The organism is Vreelandella populi (genome assembly GCF_003989825.1).
Taxonomy (GTDB): Bacteria; Pseudomonadota; Gammaproteobacteria; order Pseudomonadales; family Halomonadaceae; genus Vreelandella; species Vreelandella populi.
In genome coordinates, this window is the sequence record NZ_RZHE01000002.1 from 249145 (window position 1) to 265954 (window position 16810).

The window sequence follows — 16810 nt, forward strand, 5'->3', positions numbered from 1 at the left end:
TACCCCTTTTGTTATAACGTTTGGCGGAGTTTGCCCATCTATGGCTGATACGCGCCCCTGGGCGATTTTTTTAATGGGGCCTACCGCGGCCGGAAAGACCGATACGGCGATAGCGCTTCACGAGCAGCTGGGCCATGAACTGATCAGTGTGGATTCGGCCATGGTCTACCGAGAGATGAATATCGGTAGCGCCAAACCCAGCGCCGAAGAGCTTGCCCGTGCCCCTCACCGGTTAATTGATCTGCGTGACCCTTCAGAGCCCTATTCTGCGGCCGACTTTCGTACAGACGCGCTGGCCGAGATGCGGCAAATTAGCGCAGCCGGCAAAGTGCCCCTGTTAGTGGGCGGAACCATGCTGTATTACAAATGCCTGGTGGAAGGGGTGGCGAACATGCCCGCCGCTGACCCGGCGATTCGCGAGCAGCTGGCTTTAAAACGCGAGACGGAGGGCCTTGAAGCCCTGCACAGAACGTTAGCGAAGGTTGATCCTGTCTCGGCGAGGCGCATTCATCCCAACGACCCGCAACGTTTGATGCGCGCGCTTGAGGTCTATTACGCCAGCGGAAAGTCAATGAGTGCGCTATGGGACGAGCAGCAGCCGGAAACCTTTCCCTGGCGGGTGTTGTCGATAGCTTTGTCGCCCGCCGATCGAAGCGTTTTACACGCCCGAATCGAAAAACGTTTCACCGCCATGCTGTCAGAAGGCTTGATAGATGAAGTGGCCGCCCTCAGAAAGCGTAATGATCTTCATCTGGATCTTCCATCAATGAAAAGTGTCGGCTATCGGCAAGTATGGGAATATCTTGATGGCAAGTACGATTACCCTACTCTAAAAGAGCGTGGTGTAATTGCTACTCGCCAGCTCGCCAAGCGTCAGCTAACGTGGTTAAGAAGTTGGTCTAATCTTAACTGGATCGATTCACAGCAGGCGGGTGTGGTGGATAAGACGCTGAAATTCGTGCGTGAAAGCGGTGCTTAGCGTAAGATAGTGATTTCGTAAGTATGTGTTTTCGAGTGGCCGAAAGGCTCTTTTGACAACACAGGCCTTTCGGGCAAACAGATTGCGGCGTAGCACCAGTAGGGCACGCCATAAATAACCAACCCCAACGACAGTTTTAGGGAGAGCAACATGTCCAAAGGGCAGTCCCTTCAAGACCCGTACTTGAATATTTTGCGCAAAGAGCGCATTCCGGTCTCAATCTTTTTGGTCAACGGCATCAAGCTGCAAGGCCAGATTGAATCCTTTGACCAGTTTGTCATCCTGCTGCGTAACACCGTTAGTCAGATGGTTTATAAACATGCTATTTCCACGGTGGTGCCGTCACGCAACGTGCGTTTACCGGCACAAGATCCAGCCGCACCTGATGCGGATATGTAACACCGCTGGATGAGCAATAGAATCCTCGAGGTATTGATTGTTTTTTGAGCGCCCAGATGCCGGTGAAACGGCAGTACTTGTTCACGTAGATTTCCACGACGAACAGGCACGTGAAGACCCGGGTGAGTTTTTAGAGCTCGTGCGCTCTGCTGGTGCAGATCCCGCGACGCTACTCACTGCCAGTCGACAGCGCCCTGATTCCCGAACCTTTATTGGTTCAGGGAAACTGGAAGAGCTGCGAGCCATGCTCGCAGCTCATCAGGCCGAGCTGGTGATCTTCAATCATAGTTTAAGTCCTTCCCAGCAGCGCAACCTTGAGAAAGAGCTCAAGTGTCGTGTTCTCGACCGTACCGGTTTGATTCTCGATATTTTTGCGCAACGGGCACGAACCCATGAAGGTAAGCTGCAGGTTGAGCTTGCCCAGTTAGAATATATGTCCACGCGCCTTGTGCGCGGGTGGACGCACCTTGAACGCCAGAAAGGCGGGATTGGCCTGCGCGGTCCCGGTGAAACCCAGCTGGAAACCGATCGCCGCCTGTTGAGAGGGCGTATCAAGTCCATCAATAAGCGCCTGGATAAAGTGCGCAGCCAGCGCGAGCAGAACCGCCGCGCCCGTGCCCGTGCCGAGATCCATAGTGTATCGCTGGTGGGTTATACCAACGCCGGTAAATCAACGCTGTTTAATGCGTTAACCAATGCCGAGGTATATGCGGCTGACCAGCTGTTTGCCACGCTGGATCCCACCCTGAGACGACTTGAGATAGAAGACGTAGGCCCGGTAGTGATGGCAGATACGGTGGGCTTTATTCGTCATTTGCCCCACAAACTTGTTGAGGCGTTTCAGGCCACCCTGCAAGAGGCCGCCGAAGCCACGTTGCTTGTGCATGTCATTGATGCTGCTGACCCGGATCGCGAGTTGAATGTTGATCAGGTTGAGTATGTGCTAAAAGAGATTGGTGCGGACAATGTGCCGGTACTCAAGGTCATGAACAAGATTGACAAGCTTGATAGCGCGCCGCGTATTGAGCGTGATGGTCATGGCGTGCCAGAAGTTGTTTGGCTGTCAGCCCAACAGGGTCAAGGGTTGGATCTGCTTCACGAAGCTCTAACCGAGCGGCTGGCCGGCGATGTTATTGGTTTTTCGCTGACACTCACGCCTGAACAGGGCAAGCTGCGGGCAGGGTTACACGCGCTTAACGCCGTGCGTGAAGAAGCTTTTGATGAACAGGGGCATTCGGTGCTGGATGTGCGGCTTCCAAGGCGCGACTTTAACCAGCTTATGGCCCAGCTTGGCGAGCGCGCCAATACCTATTTGCCTGAAGCGCTACGTGAATCGGAAGAGTGGTAAATTGATTAGCTGCCCAGTCGTGTAGTATCCGATTTTGTAAAAATGGTCATAACACGTTGATATAGCAATAATTTCAAAAAAGCGCATGGGTCTTGCCCCGGCAAGCCCAGCGCAGGTGAGCACTTTAGTGGAGAAGACGTATGGCCTGGAATGAGCCTGGTGGTGGCAACCAGCACGACCCATGGAGTGGTGGTGGCCGACGGGGTGGCAACGACGGTGGAAACCGTGGTGGCAATGATGGTGGCAACCGTGGAGGGAACAACGGTGGTAATAACCAAGGGCCTCCTGATCTTGATGAGGCGCTAAAAAAGTTTCAAGACAAGCTCAACGGCATGCTGGGCGGTGGCAGTAAAAAAGGTAATGGCGGTAAGAAGGGAGGCGGTAGCGGTAAGCCTCGCAACTCATTCGCTCTACCAGGCCTTTTGGTGGTTATTGCACTCGCCATTTGGGCCGCGTCAGGCTTCTATCTTGTCGATCAGTCAGAACGTGGCGTCGTGCTGCGATTTGGCGAGTATCAAGGCATCGTTAATCCAGGCCTGCAATGGAATCCACCGCTGATTGATGATGTGCGTATGGTCAATGTGACCCGCGTGCGCTCAGTATCTCAGACCCAGTCGATGCTGACTCGCGACGAAAATATTGTTGAAGTGGAAATTTCTGCACAGTATCAGGTCGCTAATCCGCGTGATTTCGTGCTCAACGTACGCGATCCGGCGCTTTCAATCGAAAACGCGCTCGACTCCGCTCTGCGCCACGTTGTAGGCGGTACGGATATGATCGATATCCTGACTTCTGGTCGTGAAATCCTGGGTAGCTCGGTCGCCAGCCGTTTACAGACGTATCTCGACGCCTATGGTGCAGGTATCAATCTGCAGACCATTAACATTGAGTCTACCTCAGCGCCGGCACCGGTAATCGATGCGTTTGACGACGTTATTCGTGCCCGTGAAGACCGTCAGCGCACGATCAACGAAGGTATGGCTTACGCCAATGCGATCATTCCCGCTGCGCAAGGTCAGGCTCAGCGTGTGGTCGAGCAGGGGCAGGGTTACCGTGAATCCGTCGTGGCTGAGGCGCAAGGTCAGGCGAACCGCTTTAATGCCTTGTTGACTGAATACCGCAACGCGCCGGAAGTTATGCGGGAGCGCATGTATCTGGATACCGTCGAAGAAGTGTTTGGCAATACGCCTAAGGTGCTTCTGGATGTAAGCGAAAGTGCACCTCTGATGTATCTGCCGCTTGATCAGATGCGCGGCAGCAACGAGCGCAGCAGCTCTGCAGGCGGCAACAGCAACAACAGCAGTAGTGCCGTTGGGGAAGAGCTTGACCCACGCGTTATTGAGAACCTACGCAGTGGGCAAGGCATCAGCAATTCATCCTCAGGCAATAGTTCCATCCGCAGGGAGGGCCGGTAAATGATTAACAATCGATCCCTGCTTATCGTAGGTACGCTTGCTGCCGTTGCGTGGCTTGCCAGCAACACGCTATACGTTGTCGATGAAACCGAGCGTGCGGTCAAACTGCGCTTTGGTGAGGTGGTTGAAGAGAATATTCGGCCGGGCCTGCATGCCAAGGTGCCAATCGCACAAACGGTGCGTAAGTTTGATACGCGTCTTTTGACGTTGGACACTGACACCAGCCGCTATCTGACACTTGAGCAGAAAGCCGTGATCGTTGACTCCTACGTAAAATGGCAGGTGGTTAACCCCACGCGCTACTACGAAGCAACGGCGGGCGATGAAATGATGGCGATTCGCCTCATTCAGCCGCGTGTCGACGAGAGTCTGCGTAACGAGTTTGGCCGCTTGAACCTTCAGGAAATCATCGCCGAGCGCCGTGATGACCTGATGATTGGTCCAACGGAAGAGCTTGATAGCTTGATGCGCAATGAACTGGGTGTCGCCATACGCGATATTCGCATTAAGCGTATTGACCTGCCTGAAGACGTGTCGGCAGCGGTATTTGAGCGGATGCGTTCAGAGCGTGAGCGTGAAGCCCGCGAATGGCGCGCGCAGGGTCAGGAAGAGGCCGAGCGTATTCGCGCCAATGCGGACCGTCGCCGTCAGGTGCTTATCGCGCAGGCCAATGAGCGCGCAGAAACGTTGCGGGGTGAAGGTGACGCTGAAGCAGCCGGAATCTTCTCTGAAGCGTATGGTCAGGATCAGGAGTTTTTCGCCTTCTGGCGTAGCCTGAATGCTTACCGCAACAGTTTCTCCGGTGACGGCAATCTGCTCGTGCTGGAACCTGATAGCGATTTCTTCCGCTATCTACGCAGCGCCTCTCCCAGTAATGGAGAAGGTGGCGGCCAGAGCGGCACAGGCAACTCTGAAGAGTAAGGCCACGTAGGGATGAACTTGTCAGCATTGCGTAACGCTTGGCGGGGTTCATCCCTTCGATAAACGTGGTAGACTTAATTGAACCGGGCGTTCGCCCGGTTTTTTTGTGGCCCTTATTTAAGGTTAATGCGCGATTGGCGTATAAACCGAGTTTGGGCCTTCATCGTCTTGCAGGATTGTTCACATGACCATCGCTGACCGCTGGCTGCTGCCCGACGGCATGGATGAGGTGCTACCGCCTCAGGCAAGCCGCATGGAAGAGCTGCGCCGTGCGCTGCTCGATCTTTATCATTGCTGGGGCTATGACCAAGTAATGCCGCCGCCGGTAGAGTTTTTAGACTCTTTGCTTACCGGTACGGGTACCGACCTTGATCTGCAAACCTTTAAGCTTACTGATCAGTTAACGGGCCGTATGATGGGTGCCTCGGCGGATGTAACGCCGCAGGTGGCACGTATGGATGCCCATTCGCTCAAGCGTCAAGGGCCGGTACGGTTGTGCTATTGCACCAACGTACTGCGCGCTAAAGCCGATCAGCATCAGGGCGGTCGTAGTCCAGTTCAGGTGGGCGTTGAGCTGTTTGGTCATGCGGGATTAGAGGCCGATAGTGAAATCATTCACTTGGCGCTGGCCAGTTTAAAGGCAGCGGGTGCTCACGAAATACATCTGGCCCTTGGCCATATTGGTATTTATCGTAGTTTGGTGGAAGCCGCTGCGCTGAATGACCAACAAGAGAGCGCGCTATTTGAAGCACTGGCATTAAAGTCGCCTGGCCAATTGGCACAACAAGTAGAGGCGAGCGTGAGCGACCCGGTCTTGGCCGATATGTTCATGACGCTGGGCGAGCTTCACGGTGATGCGGGAATACTGGGTCAAGCGCGCGAACGCTTTGCCGGGGCGCCCGTGTCAGTCATCGCCGCCCTTGATCAATTAGACGCTCTTTATCAGGGCATATTAGCCCGCTTTGATGTATCGCTTTATTTTGACCTGGCGGAGCTGCGCGGGTATCAATACCACACGGGTATGATGTTTGCCGCCTATGTACCTGGTTACGGTCATGCCCTAGCCAAAGGCGGCCGCTATGATGATACGGGCCGCGCCTTTGGTCGTGCGCGCCCGGCCACTGGCTTTTCGATGGATCTCAAGCAGCTGGCATCATTAGCGCTGGCATCGAAAGCCCGCGGCGCCATCTGGGCGCCCGCGCAAGAAGATGAATCTCTCAACGCTGCCATTGTTGCACTGCGAGAGCAGGGAGAACGCGTGATTCAAGCGCTGCCTGGGCAGCGTACTGGGCCGGCGGAGCACGACTGTGACCGCCGTCTTGAGTTTATCGATGGCTGTTGGCAGACAACGGCCCTGACACAAGAGACGAGTGCATAATGGGTAAGAATGTCGTAGTCCTAGGTACCCAATGGGGTGATGAAGGCAAAGGCAAAATCGTCGACCTGCTCACCGAGTCAGCGGCGGCGGTAGTGCGTTTCCAGGGGGGGCACAATGCGGGCCACACCCTGGTGATTGACGGTGAAAAGACCGTTCTTCATCTCATTCCCTCGGGCGTGCTGCGTCCAGGCAAAACCTGCGTTATCGGCAACGGGGTAGTACTTTCGCCCGAGGCGCTGATCAAAGAGATTCGCGAGCTTGAAGACAAAGGCGTGCCGGTGCGTGAGCGCCTGCGCCTGTCGCCAGCCTGTCCGCTGATTCTGCCGTACCACGTCCGCCTTGATCAGGCGCGTGAAAAGGCCCGTGGTATTGCCAAGATTGGTACTACCGGTCGTGGTATCGGGCCAGCCTACGAAGACAAAGTAGCCCGTCGTGGCCTGCGCTTGGGCGATATGCTCCATCGTGAGCGCTTTGCCTCCAAGCTGGGCGAAGTATTGGACTACCATAACTTCGTGCTGGTCAACTACCACGGCGAGCCAGCGGTCGACTTCCAGGAAGTACTGGATAGCGCGATGCAGATGGCCGACGAGCTACGCCCCATGGTGTGCGATACGGTCAGCATGGTGCATGATCTACGCAAGGCCGGTGAGAATATCTTGTTTGAGGGCGCCCAAGGCTCGCTGCTGGATATCGACCACGGTACCTATCCTTATGTCACCAGCTCCAATACCACGGCAGGCGGTACGGCCACCGGGTCGGGCGTAGGTCCGCTTTATCTGGACTACGTGCTGGGTATTACCAAGGCGTATACCACCCGCGTGGGTTCCGGCCCGTTCCCTACCGAGCTATTTGATGACCATGGCCGCCACCTGGCAGAGCGGGGCCATGAGTTTGGTGCGACTACCGGCCGTCCGCGCCGCTGTGGTTGGTTTGACGCCGTCGCGCTGCGCCATGCCGTGCAGATCAACTCGGTATCGGGTATCTGCCTGACCAAGCTTGATGTACTTGATGGCCTGGAGAATATTCGGGTCTGCGTAGGCTATCGCAGTAAAGATGGCGACGTGCTGGATAATCCGGTTGATTCTGAAGGCTATGAAGCCGTAGAGCCGCTTTATCACGACCTGCCGGGCTGGAAAGAATCGACGCTGGGTGCCAAGAAGGTAGAAGACCTGCCGACAAACGCGCGTTCTTACATCAGCTTCCTGGAAGAGCAGGTAGGCACCAGTATTGATATTATTTCGACAGGTCCTGACCGCGTTGAAACCATCGTACTTCGTAACCCGTTTGACGGCGAATAATCCATTCGTGATGTAAGGCTGGGGCATAACCGTCCCGGTAATATAAAAGGGGCGCCCAGGCGCCCCTTTTACGTACTTAGTCTTTAACAGATTAGTCTTTAACAAATTAGCGTTTAAGAGATTAGCGTTTAAAAATCGATACCCCGTCGTGCTTGTAAGCCGTTATTGAACGCATGACGCACTTCCTGCATTTCCGTTACGGTATCGGCCATGGCGACAAGTTCGCGGTGTGCATTGCGCCCAGTAATGATGACCGTCTGCTCGCGCGGTCGGTTCTCGAGGGCTGCCTTGACGGTGGCAATATCCAGGTAGCCAAATTTTAGCATGTAGGTGAGTTCATCCAGCACGACTAGGTAGGTGTCAGGGTCGGCCAGCATGCGTTCGGCGTCTTTCCATACGGCCTGACAGGCCCGTGTATCAGCATCACGATTTTGTGTTTCCCAAGTAAACCCGGTTGCCATGATGACCACTTCAAGATGCGGGTCGTCTTCCAGACGGTTTCGCTCACCGCACTCCCAAAGGCCTTTGATAAACTGCACCACGCCCACTTTATAGCCGTAGCCCAGTGATCGAGTAACGGTGCCCCATGCGGCTGTCGTTTTGCCCTTGCCATTGCCAGTGTTGATCAGCAGCAGGCCGCGCTGCTCGGTCGCGCTGGCTACCTTTTCATCTACGTGGGCTTTCAGTTTTTCCATTGATGCCTTATGGCGCGTGTTGCGATCAGTCATGGTCACTCCTTTACCACATCGTTCGATTGAAACTCGCATAGCGTACGGTATGTCGTGTTCAATGCGTACAACGATGAATAAAATTTGCATGGTTTACGGCTTGTCGCTAATACGTAAGGAAATTTTTATTGCTAATCGGCAACAGAATTGGCCGGTAGGGGTGTTGCTGCTCTAAAATGATGAGTCATGTCTTGCTAGGATAAATGTCATGCCCTCATTTGATATCGTGTCGGAATTCGATCAGCACGAAGCCACGAACGCTGTCGACCAGGCCAACCGTGAAGTGCAGTCGCGCTTTGATTTTAAAGGCGTTGATGCAAGCTTTGCCCTCGAAGGTGAAAAAGTGCAGCTGGAAGCTGAAGTTGATTTCCAGCTTAAGCAGATGCTGGATGTACTGCGCAGTCGACTCATCGCCCGAGGCATTGATGCGCGTTGCATGGATATCAAAGATCCTGAGCTTTCGGGCGTAAAAGCACGCCAGGATGTCATTTTAAAGCAGGGTCTTGATCAGGCAGAAGCCAAGGATGTGGTTAAGCGCATCAAAGCCAGTAAGCTTAAGGTGCAGGCCCAGATTCAAGGTGAAAAAGTTCGGGTTACCGGTAAAAAACGCGACGATTTACAAAGCGTAATGGCGTTGCTGCGCGGCGAAGAAGGGCCTGAATTACCGCTGCAGTTCGATAACTTCCGAGACTGAACCTCAGCGCAATAAGGGCAGTGCACGCTACTGCCCTGATATCGCCGATTATCAAGCAATCGTTTACCAATGGAGCTACGCACTATGTCTGATCCGCAGCCGGTTTATTTAAGCGACTACCAGCCGCCCGCCTATCGTGTTACCCATACCGAGCTGACGTTTGATCTTGACCCTGCCGCCACCCGTGTAAAAGCGCGATTATTGATTGAGCGCAATGACCAGATAAGCGATGAAGCACCGTTGGTACTTGATGGCGAGCAGCTGAAACTGATCTCTCTGGCCATTGATGGAAACGCCCTGACGGAAGCTGACTATCAGCTCGACGATAACGGTTTGAGAATCCACACCGTACCGGCCAGCTTCAGCCTGGAAAGCGAGGTGGAGATTGCTCCCAGTACCAATACGGCGTTGGAAGGCCTCTACCAGTCAAGCGGTATGTACTGTACCCAGTGCGAGGCCGAGGGGTTTCGGCGTATTACCTTCTATCCGGATCGCCCGGATGTCATGGCTACCTTTACTGTCACGGTCATTGGCGATTTACAGAAAGAACCCATCCTGTTGGCCAACGGCAACCCGGTTGCTAGCGGGCAGTTGGAGGGGGGCCGACACTTCGTCAAGTGGGAAGACCCGCATCCCAAGCCCTGTTATCTGTTCGCCCTGGTAGCGGGCAATCTCCATAAAGTGGAAGATCACTTCACGACCATGAGTGGGCGCGATGTCACGCTCCAGATTTGGGTTGAAGAGGAAAACCTGGATAAAACAGAGCATGCCATGGCGTCGCTCAAGCGCTCCATGGTGTGGGATGAGCAAACGTACGGACGTGAGTACGATCTGGACCTCTTCATGATTGTGGCCGTTAACGACTTCAACATGGGTGCCATGGAGAACAAGGGGCTGAATATTTTCAACTCCGCTGCTGTGTTGACTCACCCGCAGACTGCCACCGACGCCGCTTTCCAGAATGTCGAAGGCATTGTGGCTCATGAATATTTTCACAACTGGTCGGGCAACCGTGTTACCTGCCGTGACTGGTTTCAGCTATCCCTGAAAGAAGGCTTTACGGTTTTTCGTGATCAGTGCTTTTCAGCAGATACCAACTCGGCACCCGTCAAGCGGATCCAGGATGTCTCCTTTTTCCGTACGGCACAGTTTGCCGAAGATGCAGGCCCCACGGCGCACCCCATCCGCCCGGACCATTTCATAGAGATTACCAACTTCTATACCTTGACGATCTATGAAAAGGGGGCCGAAGTGGTGCGTATGCTGTGCAATCTGGTCGGGTGGGAAAATTTCCGGCGCGGCTCAGATGCCTACTTCGAGCGCTTTGATGGCCAAGCGGTCACGATCGAAGACTTTGTAGAGTGCATGGCTCAAGCATCAGGGGAAGACCTTAGTCAGTTTATGCGCTGGTACTCTCAAGCCGGTACGCCCGAAATTGATGCCTATGGCGAGTATGACTATGTTCATAGCGAGTATCGTCTCACACTACGTCAGCGCACCCCGGCAACACCTGGGCAGCCGGAAAAGCTGCCACTGCATATTCCTATACGCATGGGTCTGGTAGGCACCAAATCGGGCCAAGATTTAACGCTGACCCTGGCCGGTGAAAAGTTGGGCAAAGACGCCGTTATTCACCTGCGCGATGACGAGCATACCTTTGTATTCACTAATGTGGCCGAAGCCCCCGTACCTTCGCTACTGCGCGATTTCTCTGCGCCGGTAAAGTTGAACTTTCCCTATTCCCGCGAGGAATTGGCGTTTTTGCTGACTCACGATAGCGACGGGTTCAACCGTTGGGATGCGGGGCAGCGGTTGGCAATGTTGGCATTGGATGACCTGATCGCAGCGCATCGTAATGGCGTTGAAAAAGTCATGGATAGCCGCGTTACGGAAGCATTTAGGGCCCTTTTGACGGGGTCGACCGCCAATAAAGCCGTCTTGTCAGAAATGCTGACTCTGCCTTCTGAAGCTTACATTGCCGAGCAGCAGCCCATTGTCGATGTGGACGCCATTCACGCGGCGCGTGAATTTGTGCGTCAATCGCTGGCCCTGGTGCTTCGCGCCGAATTCATGGCTATCTTTGAAGCAAACCGTACCGATGAGCCTTATGCGCCAACGCCCGAGCAAATAGCCCAGCGCAGCCTTAAAAATATAGCGCTAAGCTATTTGATGTCGATAGAGGATGAAAAAGCCGTCGCGCTTTGCGAAGAGCAGGTAGCCGCCGATCACAACATGACCGATGTGCGTCATGCGCTGACGCTGCTGGTGCATAGCGATCGTGACGATCTGTCTGCCCCTGCATTGAAAGCGTTTGGCGAGAAGTGGGCGCATGACCCGCTGGTAATGGATCAGTGGTTTACCATCCAGGTAACACGTCCCCAGCCTGACGTGCTCGAACGGGTACAGTTTTTGATGCAACAGCCGGCGTTTTCAATCAAGAACCCCAATAAAGTGCGTGCTTTGATAGGGGCTTTTGCGCAGAATCGAGTCAACTTCCATCGCCTGGACGGAAAGGGCTATGCGCTACTGGCCGATGTGGTCATCGAGCTAAACCGCCTGAACCCGGAAATTGCCGCACGCTTGGTCACCCCGCTAACCCGCTGGCAACGGTTTGATGAAAACCGGCAGTCGTTGATGCGTGCTCAGTTGGAGCGCATTAAGAAAGAGCCGCTATCTTCTAATGTATATGAGGTAGTCGAAAAAGCGCTGGCGTAAGCAACACCAGCCATTCAACCATGAAAGGGATACCTTGGTGACAGACGCACAGCAGCGGTTTTTACTTATTATAAATGGTAAATCTGCCGGGAACCCGGCATTGCGCGAAGCCGTTGAAGAGCAGCGAAAGGCAGGGATGCTGATTACCGTGCGCTCAACATGGGAGGGGGGCGATGCCGCTCTCTTTGCCGAAGAGGCGGCTGATGCGGGTATTACGCATGTGGTTGCCTGCGGTGGGGACGGTACGGTCAATGAAGTGGTAAACGGGCTAATGCGCGTTGCCCATGACAGGCGCCCTGCGCTGGGCATCGTTCCACTGGGTAGCGCCAATGACTTTGCGACCTCGGCCGGACTACCACTAGAGCCAGGCCCTGCGCTGGCTGCGACAATGACATTAACGTCTTACCCGATTGATGTGGTGCGCGTCACGGCCGAGGAAAGCGATAAAAGCTCGACTCAGTACTACGTCAACATGACTACCGGCGGGTTTGGTGCTGAAATTACATCATCAACCCCCAAAACACTTAAACGCATGCTAGGAGGAGGCGCCTACTCTGTCATGGGTGCGCTGAAAGCTTGGGGGCATCGCAGTTATCGCGGCACATTGCACTGGGGAGATCAGGAACAAAACGTATCTCTGCTCCTGCTGGCGCTAGGTAATGGGCGGCAGTCCGGCGGCGGCCAAGTGCTTGCGCCCCGTGCCAAACTTGATGATGGCCGTTTGGATGTACTGCTGGTCAAGGATTTCAGTTCCGTGAAAGAGTTGCCCACGCTGATGAACGAGCTGCAAAGCTTTCCGTCTGATGGAGAGTACGTACGCTATTTTACGACAAGTCAGTTCACCGTCACGACCCAACGCGATGATCCTGCCTGGCCATTAACACTGGATGGCGAAGCGTGTCAGTATGATCGTTTTTGTGCTGAAGTAGTGCCATTGGCACTGCGCGTATTATTACCAGAAGGCTGTACGCTGCTATCGACCAATGATCGGCATTAGTTATGCGAAGTCTTTGAAGAGAGTTGCTTAAGGAGAAGGAACTAATGGTTAATCGTTTATGGATGCCTGCTATTGCCACACTGGCACTGTTACTTAGTGCCTGTGGCGACTCTCAGGAAGAGGCTAACCTGACGCCTGATGAGCCCTCGTCGATAGCCGAGGATGAGGTAGTGCAAGAGCAAGAGGCGCCAGAAGCTGCTGAAAATGCAGCCCAAATGCCAAGCCCTGATGAAATTGAAGACGACGTTGAGGCGCGTCAGGCTGCTGAAGAGCTTGAGCGTGCTGAAGCCCTACGTGGCAACACGGAAAACGAAGTAGCCGCTCCCGAAACGTCAGTAGGTGAAGAAGTTGAAGCTGATGAATCAACCCTGGCGGCCGACCCGGATGACATATTGGAAGAAGGCAGCGCCATGCCGGGTGAAGCGACACGCTCAGATGTAGACCAGATGATTGAGGAGACTGAGCAGCGCTTTCAGGAAGCGCAGCGGCGCCTAGAAGAGCAGTTCCAGGAGGTCGAGCAGCAAGACGCTGGCCAGGAGCCTTTTGACGAGGAAACGTTCTCCACAGATTGGGAAGCGCAGAGCAGTCTGCCTGAGAGTTCACGCCTTGACGATAACCTGGAAGCAACCGATGTTGATGCGCTGATCGAGGATACTGAGCGCCGTTTTGAAGAAGCGCAACAGCGCCTGGAAGAGCAGTTTGAAGAAATCGAGCGAGAGCATAATAGTAGCCGCAGCCGTGGGGCTATTCTAAGTGAAGACGCAGACGAAAATATAGAAACCGGTGAACCAACTGAAGCTGATGAAACGGTGACTAATCAATAAAAAAACGAATAAGCGCGCAATAAAAAGGCCCGCCAAAGCGGGCCTTGCTACATTCGACAAGGCTTAGGCAGGGCGAATGTTGGAAGCCTGAAGGCCCTTTTTACCCTGAGTCACTTCAAAGCTGACTTTTTGACCATCTTGCAGGGTCTTGAAGCCTTCAGCTTGAATTTCGGAGAAGTGGGCAAACAGATCGTCTCCGCCATCATCAGGAGAGATGAAGCCGAAGCCTTTCGTGTCGTTGAACCACTTAACAGTACCAGTTGCCATTATGCGTTTCCTTAACATGCTTATAATGTTCAAGCGAACAACCATTATGCTTGCCCGCTAAAACACTTTAGATGTAAAAAAATGGATCGTCCAGTGATGATCTAAAGTTTATTCCTCCCTTTTTGAGTGCCCTTTTATGACGCTAATGAGCTTGCTGGATTCGCAGTTTGTGGCCTTTTTGATTGCGATTACGCTGTTATCAATCACGCCTGGCGTGGATACGCTACTGGTCATTCGCAATACCGCTCGGGGAGGCGTTCGCGATGGTGTCATCACCAGTATTGCCATCTGCTGTGGCCTGTTTGTGCACGCCACTATCTCGGCGCTGGGAATTTCACTGATCCTGCTTCAGTCTGTCTGGGCCTTTCATCTTCTGAAACTTGCGGGGGCGGGGTATCTGGTATGGCTGGGTATCACGAGCTTGCTTGCCGCGCGGCGTGGCCAGCCGCTGCCCGTTAAAAGCATGACGGGTGCTGCGAGCGCTGTTCCACTCTGGCAACCGGTTAAAGAGGGATTACTTTCCAATGTGCTCAATCCCAAGACCATTGTGTTCTATATGGCGTTTTTACCCCAGTTCATCGCCCCCGGCGACCCGGCACTTCTGAAGTCGCTCTGGCTTGCGGGCGTGCATTTCGTGATCGCCAACATCTGGCAAATTGGCGTGGTGCTGATGATTGGTAGTGCTGGCAAGTGGCTGGCCAGCCCACGCTTTGCACAAGTATTGAATGCGGCTACGGGTACGGTGCTGGTGGCGTTGGGTATTCGCCTGGCCATGGAACAGCGCCCGGTATAACCGGGCGCAAGCAAGGGGCAGAGATACGTGTGTTAACGACGGGCTAAAAGGGCACGGTCATAGCGTACCTGCTGCTCGTTTTCGCTGAGTAACGAGACACCCTCGCTATTGCCGCCGTTGGCAAGGCTTTCGAAGATAACCCGGTAGCTAAGCACCGCTTGAACATAGTCCCGCGTTTCCCGAAAGGGAATGCTTTCCACAAACAGGTCGAATGACTCCATCCCGTTGCCTAACCACTGATCAACGCGCCCCGGCCCTGCGTTATACGCAGCCGCTGCAGCCAAGCGATTGCCCTGGTAGCGGTTCAACTTGTCGCGCAGATAGGTGCTGCCAAGGCGGATATTGAGCTCAGGATCCAGAATGCCGTATGGGCCGGGGTCAGCGATACCCAACTGGCGGCTGACCAGACTTGCGGTCCCAGGCATTAGCTGCATCAAGCCACGCGCTCCTGCGGGTGAAAGAGCTACCGGGTTGTAGGCGCTTTCACGGCGCGTAATTGCCATCAAGAGATAAGGATCTACACCGGTTTGACGGCCCCAGTGCATGAAACTGTCCCGGTACGCCTGCGGGAACCGCCAGTCAAGGGCGTCCCACATACTGCCTGCAATGGTGGTCTGTACCAGGCGTGCATGCCACTGTTGGTGATCGGCATAATCGGCAAGCGCGCGGGCCTGCTGAGGTGAGCCATTCTGTACGGCATACAGCCATTCGCTATTGGCAAGGCCATCTTCACCAATGCGTAGCAAGGCTTCTGTACGCTGAACGGCGGGAAGTTGAGCCGTGCGTGTACGGGAGGCTTCGTCGAAATGGTTGCGCTCAAGATTAAGCTGGTAGGGTTGGCCTATTTTTTCAGCGGCCGCAAAACCAAAGAAACTGCGGTCGGTTGCGGCCTGGCGATAGCGGGCCGCGGCGGCTTCCTGGTTGCCCAGCTGTTCATTGGCGCGGGCCAGCCAGTACTGCCAGCGGCTGTTGCCCTGCTGGTCGGCCGGCATTTCTGCGATCCAGTGCATTACATCCTGCCAGCGGCGCTCGGCCAGCGCACGGCGCACACGAAGTTCCAGTACGCGCTCGCTTTCAAGAGAGGGAAGAACATTATCCACCCAGTTGATTGCACCCGGTACGTCACGTACCAGCGCATAGAACGCCAGTTCCTCTTCAATAACCTGCCGGTCGCTGGGCATCAGGTTCAGACTAGATGCCATGGATTGCCAGGCGGCAAGCGCCGCTGGCGTATCTTCGTGAGTAAAGCGCTGCATGGCGGCCTGGTAGAAACTTGCCGTTGCCGCGCACTCAGGGCCAAGACAGGCGGGTGCGGAGAGAATTTCCCGCGTCTGGTTACCCACCCGGTCCGCGGTCTCGATGGCCGTTTGCCACTGCCCGCTTAGCTGCCCGCTCAGATAGTCTGACAAACGGGTTTCGCCGGCCTGCCAGGCAAGCATCTTGCGCTCCCAGATGGCCGTTGCATCAATGGTGCCATTGGCGCGCAGACGGTTAAAGAGCGGGTCGCAGGCGTCGGGTTGTGAGCTGCCCTGAAGCCATAGCTCAAGCCCGGCTTCCGCAGCCGTCTGGGGCTGTGAATCCATCAGGGCGGCGTAGTAGTAGCACTGCCGAGTGGTCCCTTCTGGTTCACCATCGGCCACTGCGAGTAAATCGCTATAGCGCCCGGCATTGCCATACTTGGCAATGGCTTGGCCGCGTAGCCATTCCGACAGGGGCGAGTCGCTATGCTGGTCAATAAAGTTTTGTACCTGACCAGGCGATAGGTGAGGCAATTGATTGCGCAGCCGATGGTATTCGACGTAACCACTCAGGATATGGCCTTCGATGGCACGCTCGTCCACGCGGTGCCACTGCTGTTGACGGGCCGCTTCCAGCGCATCGCGCATGGCGCTATCGGAAGCGGCCCACGATGCGGTGGGCAAGCCCACCAGAAGCGCTGCACATAGGGCACGAAAAGGGGATCGAAATGACGATGCCTGCATAACACTCTCTCTTGATTGCTAGCGGGTTGACAGCCGCTATAGTGAACTAAGTAGTCAAATAATGTTCAGACA

General features: G+C 54.7%; 15 protein-coding genes. 12 read left to right on the top strand and 3 right to left on the bottom strand.

The genetic code is table 11. From position 1 onward, the window contains the following. The first annotated feature begins 40 nt into the window (after window positions 1–40). The 7 genes from miaA to ELY25_RS01090 all read left to right on the top strand — a co-directional run bounded on the left by miaA (window position 41) and on the right by ELY25_RS01090 (window position 7738). A complete protein-coding gene (miaA, locus tag ELY25_RS01060) occupies window positions 41–979 on the top strand; it encodes a tRNA (adenosine(37)-N6)-dimethylallyltransferase MiaA (RefSeq protein WP_126949453.1) in 939 nt (312 codons plus the stop codon). A 150-nt stretch (window positions 980–1129) separates the two neighbouring features. Then, entirely contained in the window at window positions 1130–1378 is a 249-nt protein-coding gene (gene hfq, locus ELY25_RS01065; RefSeq protein WP_126949454.1) for an RNA chaperone Hfq, read from the top strand. A 37-nt stretch (window positions 1379–1415) separates the two neighbouring features. Continuing rightward, window positions 1416–2726 (top strand): ribosome rescue GTPase HflX, encoded by a 1311-nt coding sequence (gene hflX / locus ELY25_RS01070; protein WP_126949455.1) that lies wholly within the window; start codon window positions 1416–1418, stop codon window positions 2724–2726. 140 nt (window positions 2727–2866) lie between these two features. Further along, on the top strand, window positions 2867–4141 hold the full coding sequence (gene hflK / locus ELY25_RS01075) for an FtsH protease activity modulator HflK (protein ID WP_126949456.1): 1275 nt from the start codon (window positions 2867–2869) through the stop codon (window positions 4139–4141). Next, on the top strand, window positions 4142–5062 hold the full coding sequence (gene hflC, locus ELY25_RS01080; RefSeq protein WP_126949457.1) for a protease modulator HflC: 921 nt from the start codon (window positions 4142–4144) through the stop codon (window positions 5060–5062). Between the two features lie 184 nt (window positions 5063–5246). Further along, a complete protein-coding gene (locus ELY25_RS01085) occupies window positions 5247–6440 on the top strand; it encodes an ATP phosphoribosyltransferase regulatory subunit (RefSeq protein WP_126949458.1) in 1194 nt (397 codons plus the stop codon). Then, window positions 6440–7738, top strand: coding sequence for an adenylosuccinate synthase (locus tag ELY25_RS01090; protein ID WP_126949459.1), 1299 nt, complete (start codon window positions 6440–6442; stop codon window positions 7736–7738). Before ELY25_RS01085 ends, ELY25_RS01090 begins: the two co-directional genes overlap by 1 nt. Window positions 7739–7866: 128 nt before the next feature. On the opposite strand, the gene cobO is transcribed toward ELY25_RS01090, so the two are convergent. Then, on the bottom strand, window positions 7867–8466 hold the full coding sequence (cobO, locus tag ELY25_RS01095; RefSeq protein WP_126949460.1) for a cob(I)yrinic acid a,c-diamide adenosyltransferase: 600 nt from the start codon (window positions 8464–8466) through the stop codon (window positions 7867–7869). A 208-nt stretch (window positions 8467–8674) separates the two neighbouring features. Between cobO and ELY25_RS01100 the strand changes: the two genes are divergently transcribed. From ELY25_RS01100 to ELY25_RS01115, 4 genes are all read left to right on the top strand, one after another. Next, window positions 8675–9160: a YajQ family cyclic di-GMP-binding protein gene (locus ELY25_RS01100; protein WP_126949461.1), complete on the top strand. Its 486-nt coding sequence runs from the start codon at window positions 8675–8677 to the stop codon at window positions 9158–9160. A gap of 84 nt (window positions 9161–9244) precedes the next feature. Then, on the top strand, window positions 9245–11875 hold the full coding sequence (gene pepN / locus ELY25_RS01105; RefSeq protein WP_126949462.1) for an aminopeptidase N: 2631 nt from the start codon (window positions 9245–9247) through the stop codon (window positions 11873–11875). A gap of 37 nt (window positions 11876–11912) precedes the next feature. Continuing rightward, window positions 11913–12872, top strand: a complete 960-nt coding sequence (yegS, locus tag ELY25_RS01110; RefSeq protein ID WP_126949463.1) for a lipid kinase YegS — start codon at window positions 11913–11915, stop codon at window positions 12870–12872. A gap of 44 nt (window positions 12873–12916) precedes the next feature. Then, window positions 12917–13696 (top strand): hypothetical protein, encoded by a 780-nt coding sequence (locus tag ELY25_RS01115; protein WP_126949464.1) that lies wholly within the window; start codon window positions 12917–12919, stop codon window positions 13694–13696. Between the two features lie 63 nt (window positions 13697–13759). On the opposite strand, the gene ELY25_RS01120 is transcribed toward ELY25_RS01115, so the two are convergent. After that, on the bottom strand, window positions 13760–13963 hold the full coding sequence (locus tag ELY25_RS01120) for a cold-shock protein (RefSeq protein ID WP_007114660.1): 204 nt from the start codon (window positions 13961–13963) through the stop codon (window positions 13760–13762). Between the two features lie 136 nt (window positions 13964–14099). Here ELY25_RS01120 and ELY25_RS01125 point away from each other — a divergent pair, with 136 nt between their 5' ends. Further along, window positions 14100–14756 (top strand): LysE family translocator, encoded by a 657-nt coding sequence (locus ELY25_RS01125; protein WP_126949465.1) that lies wholly within the window; start codon window positions 14100–14102, stop codon window positions 14754–14756. A 32-nt stretch (window positions 14757–14788) separates the two neighbouring features. On the opposite strand, the gene ELY25_RS01130 is transcribed toward ELY25_RS01125, so the two are convergent. Beyond that, the gene (locus ELY25_RS01130) at window positions 14789–16738 is read right to left on the bottom strand and encodes a transglycosylase SLT domain-containing protein (protein ID WP_126949466.1); all 1950 of its coding nucleotides are present in this window, start codon (window positions 16736–16738) and stop codon (window positions 14789–14791) included. Window positions 16739–16810: the final 72 nt, after the last annotated feature.

Coding starts and splice junctions, on each gene's coding strand:
- miaA (WP_126949453.1), top strand. CDS start 41: ATGGCTGATACGCGCCCCTGGGCGATTTTTTTAATGGGGCCTACCGCG.
- hfq (WP_126949454.1), top strand. CDS start 1,130: ATGTCCAAAGGGCAGTCCCTTCAAGACCCGTACTTGAATATTTTGCGC.
- hflK (WP_126949456.1), top strand. CDS start 2,867: ATGGCCTGGAATGAGCCTGGTGGTGGCAACCAGCACGACCCATGGAGT.
- hflC (WP_126949457.1), top strand. CDS start 4,142: ATGATTAACAATCGATCCCTGCTTATCGTAGGTACGCTTGCTGCCGTT.
- ELY25_RS01085 (WP_126949458.1), top strand. CDS start 5,247: ATGACCATCGCTGACCGCTGGCTGCTGCCCGACGGCATGGATGAGGTG.
- ELY25_RS01090 (WP_126949459.1), top strand. CDS start 6,440: ATGGGTAAGAATGTCGTAGTCCTAGGTACCCAATGGGGTGATGAAGGC.
- cobO (WP_126949460.1), bottom strand. CDS start 8,466: ATGACTGATCGCAACACGCGCCATAAGGCATCAATGGAAAAACTGAAA.
- ELY25_RS01100 (WP_126949461.1), top strand. CDS start 8,675: ATGCCCTCATTTGATATCGTGTCGGAATTCGATCAGCACGAAGCCACG.
- pepN (WP_126949462.1), top strand. CDS start 9,245: ATGTCTGATCCGCAGCCGGTTTATTTAAGCGACTACCAGCCGCCCGCC.
- ELY25_RS01115 (WP_126949464.1), top strand. CDS start 12,917: ATGGTTAATCGTTTATGGATGCCTGCTATTGCCACACTGGCACTGTTA.
- ELY25_RS01120 (WP_007114660.1), bottom strand. CDS start 13,963: ATGGCAACTGGTACTGTTAAGTGGTTCAACGACACGAAAGGCTTCGGC.
- ELY25_RS01125 (WP_126949465.1), top strand. CDS start 14,100: ATGACGCTAATGAGCTTGCTGGATTCGCAGTTTGTGGCCTTTTTGATT.
- ELY25_RS01130 (WP_126949466.1), bottom strand. CDS start 16,738: ATGCAGGCATCGTCATTTCGATCCCCTTTTCGTGCCCTATGTGCAGCG.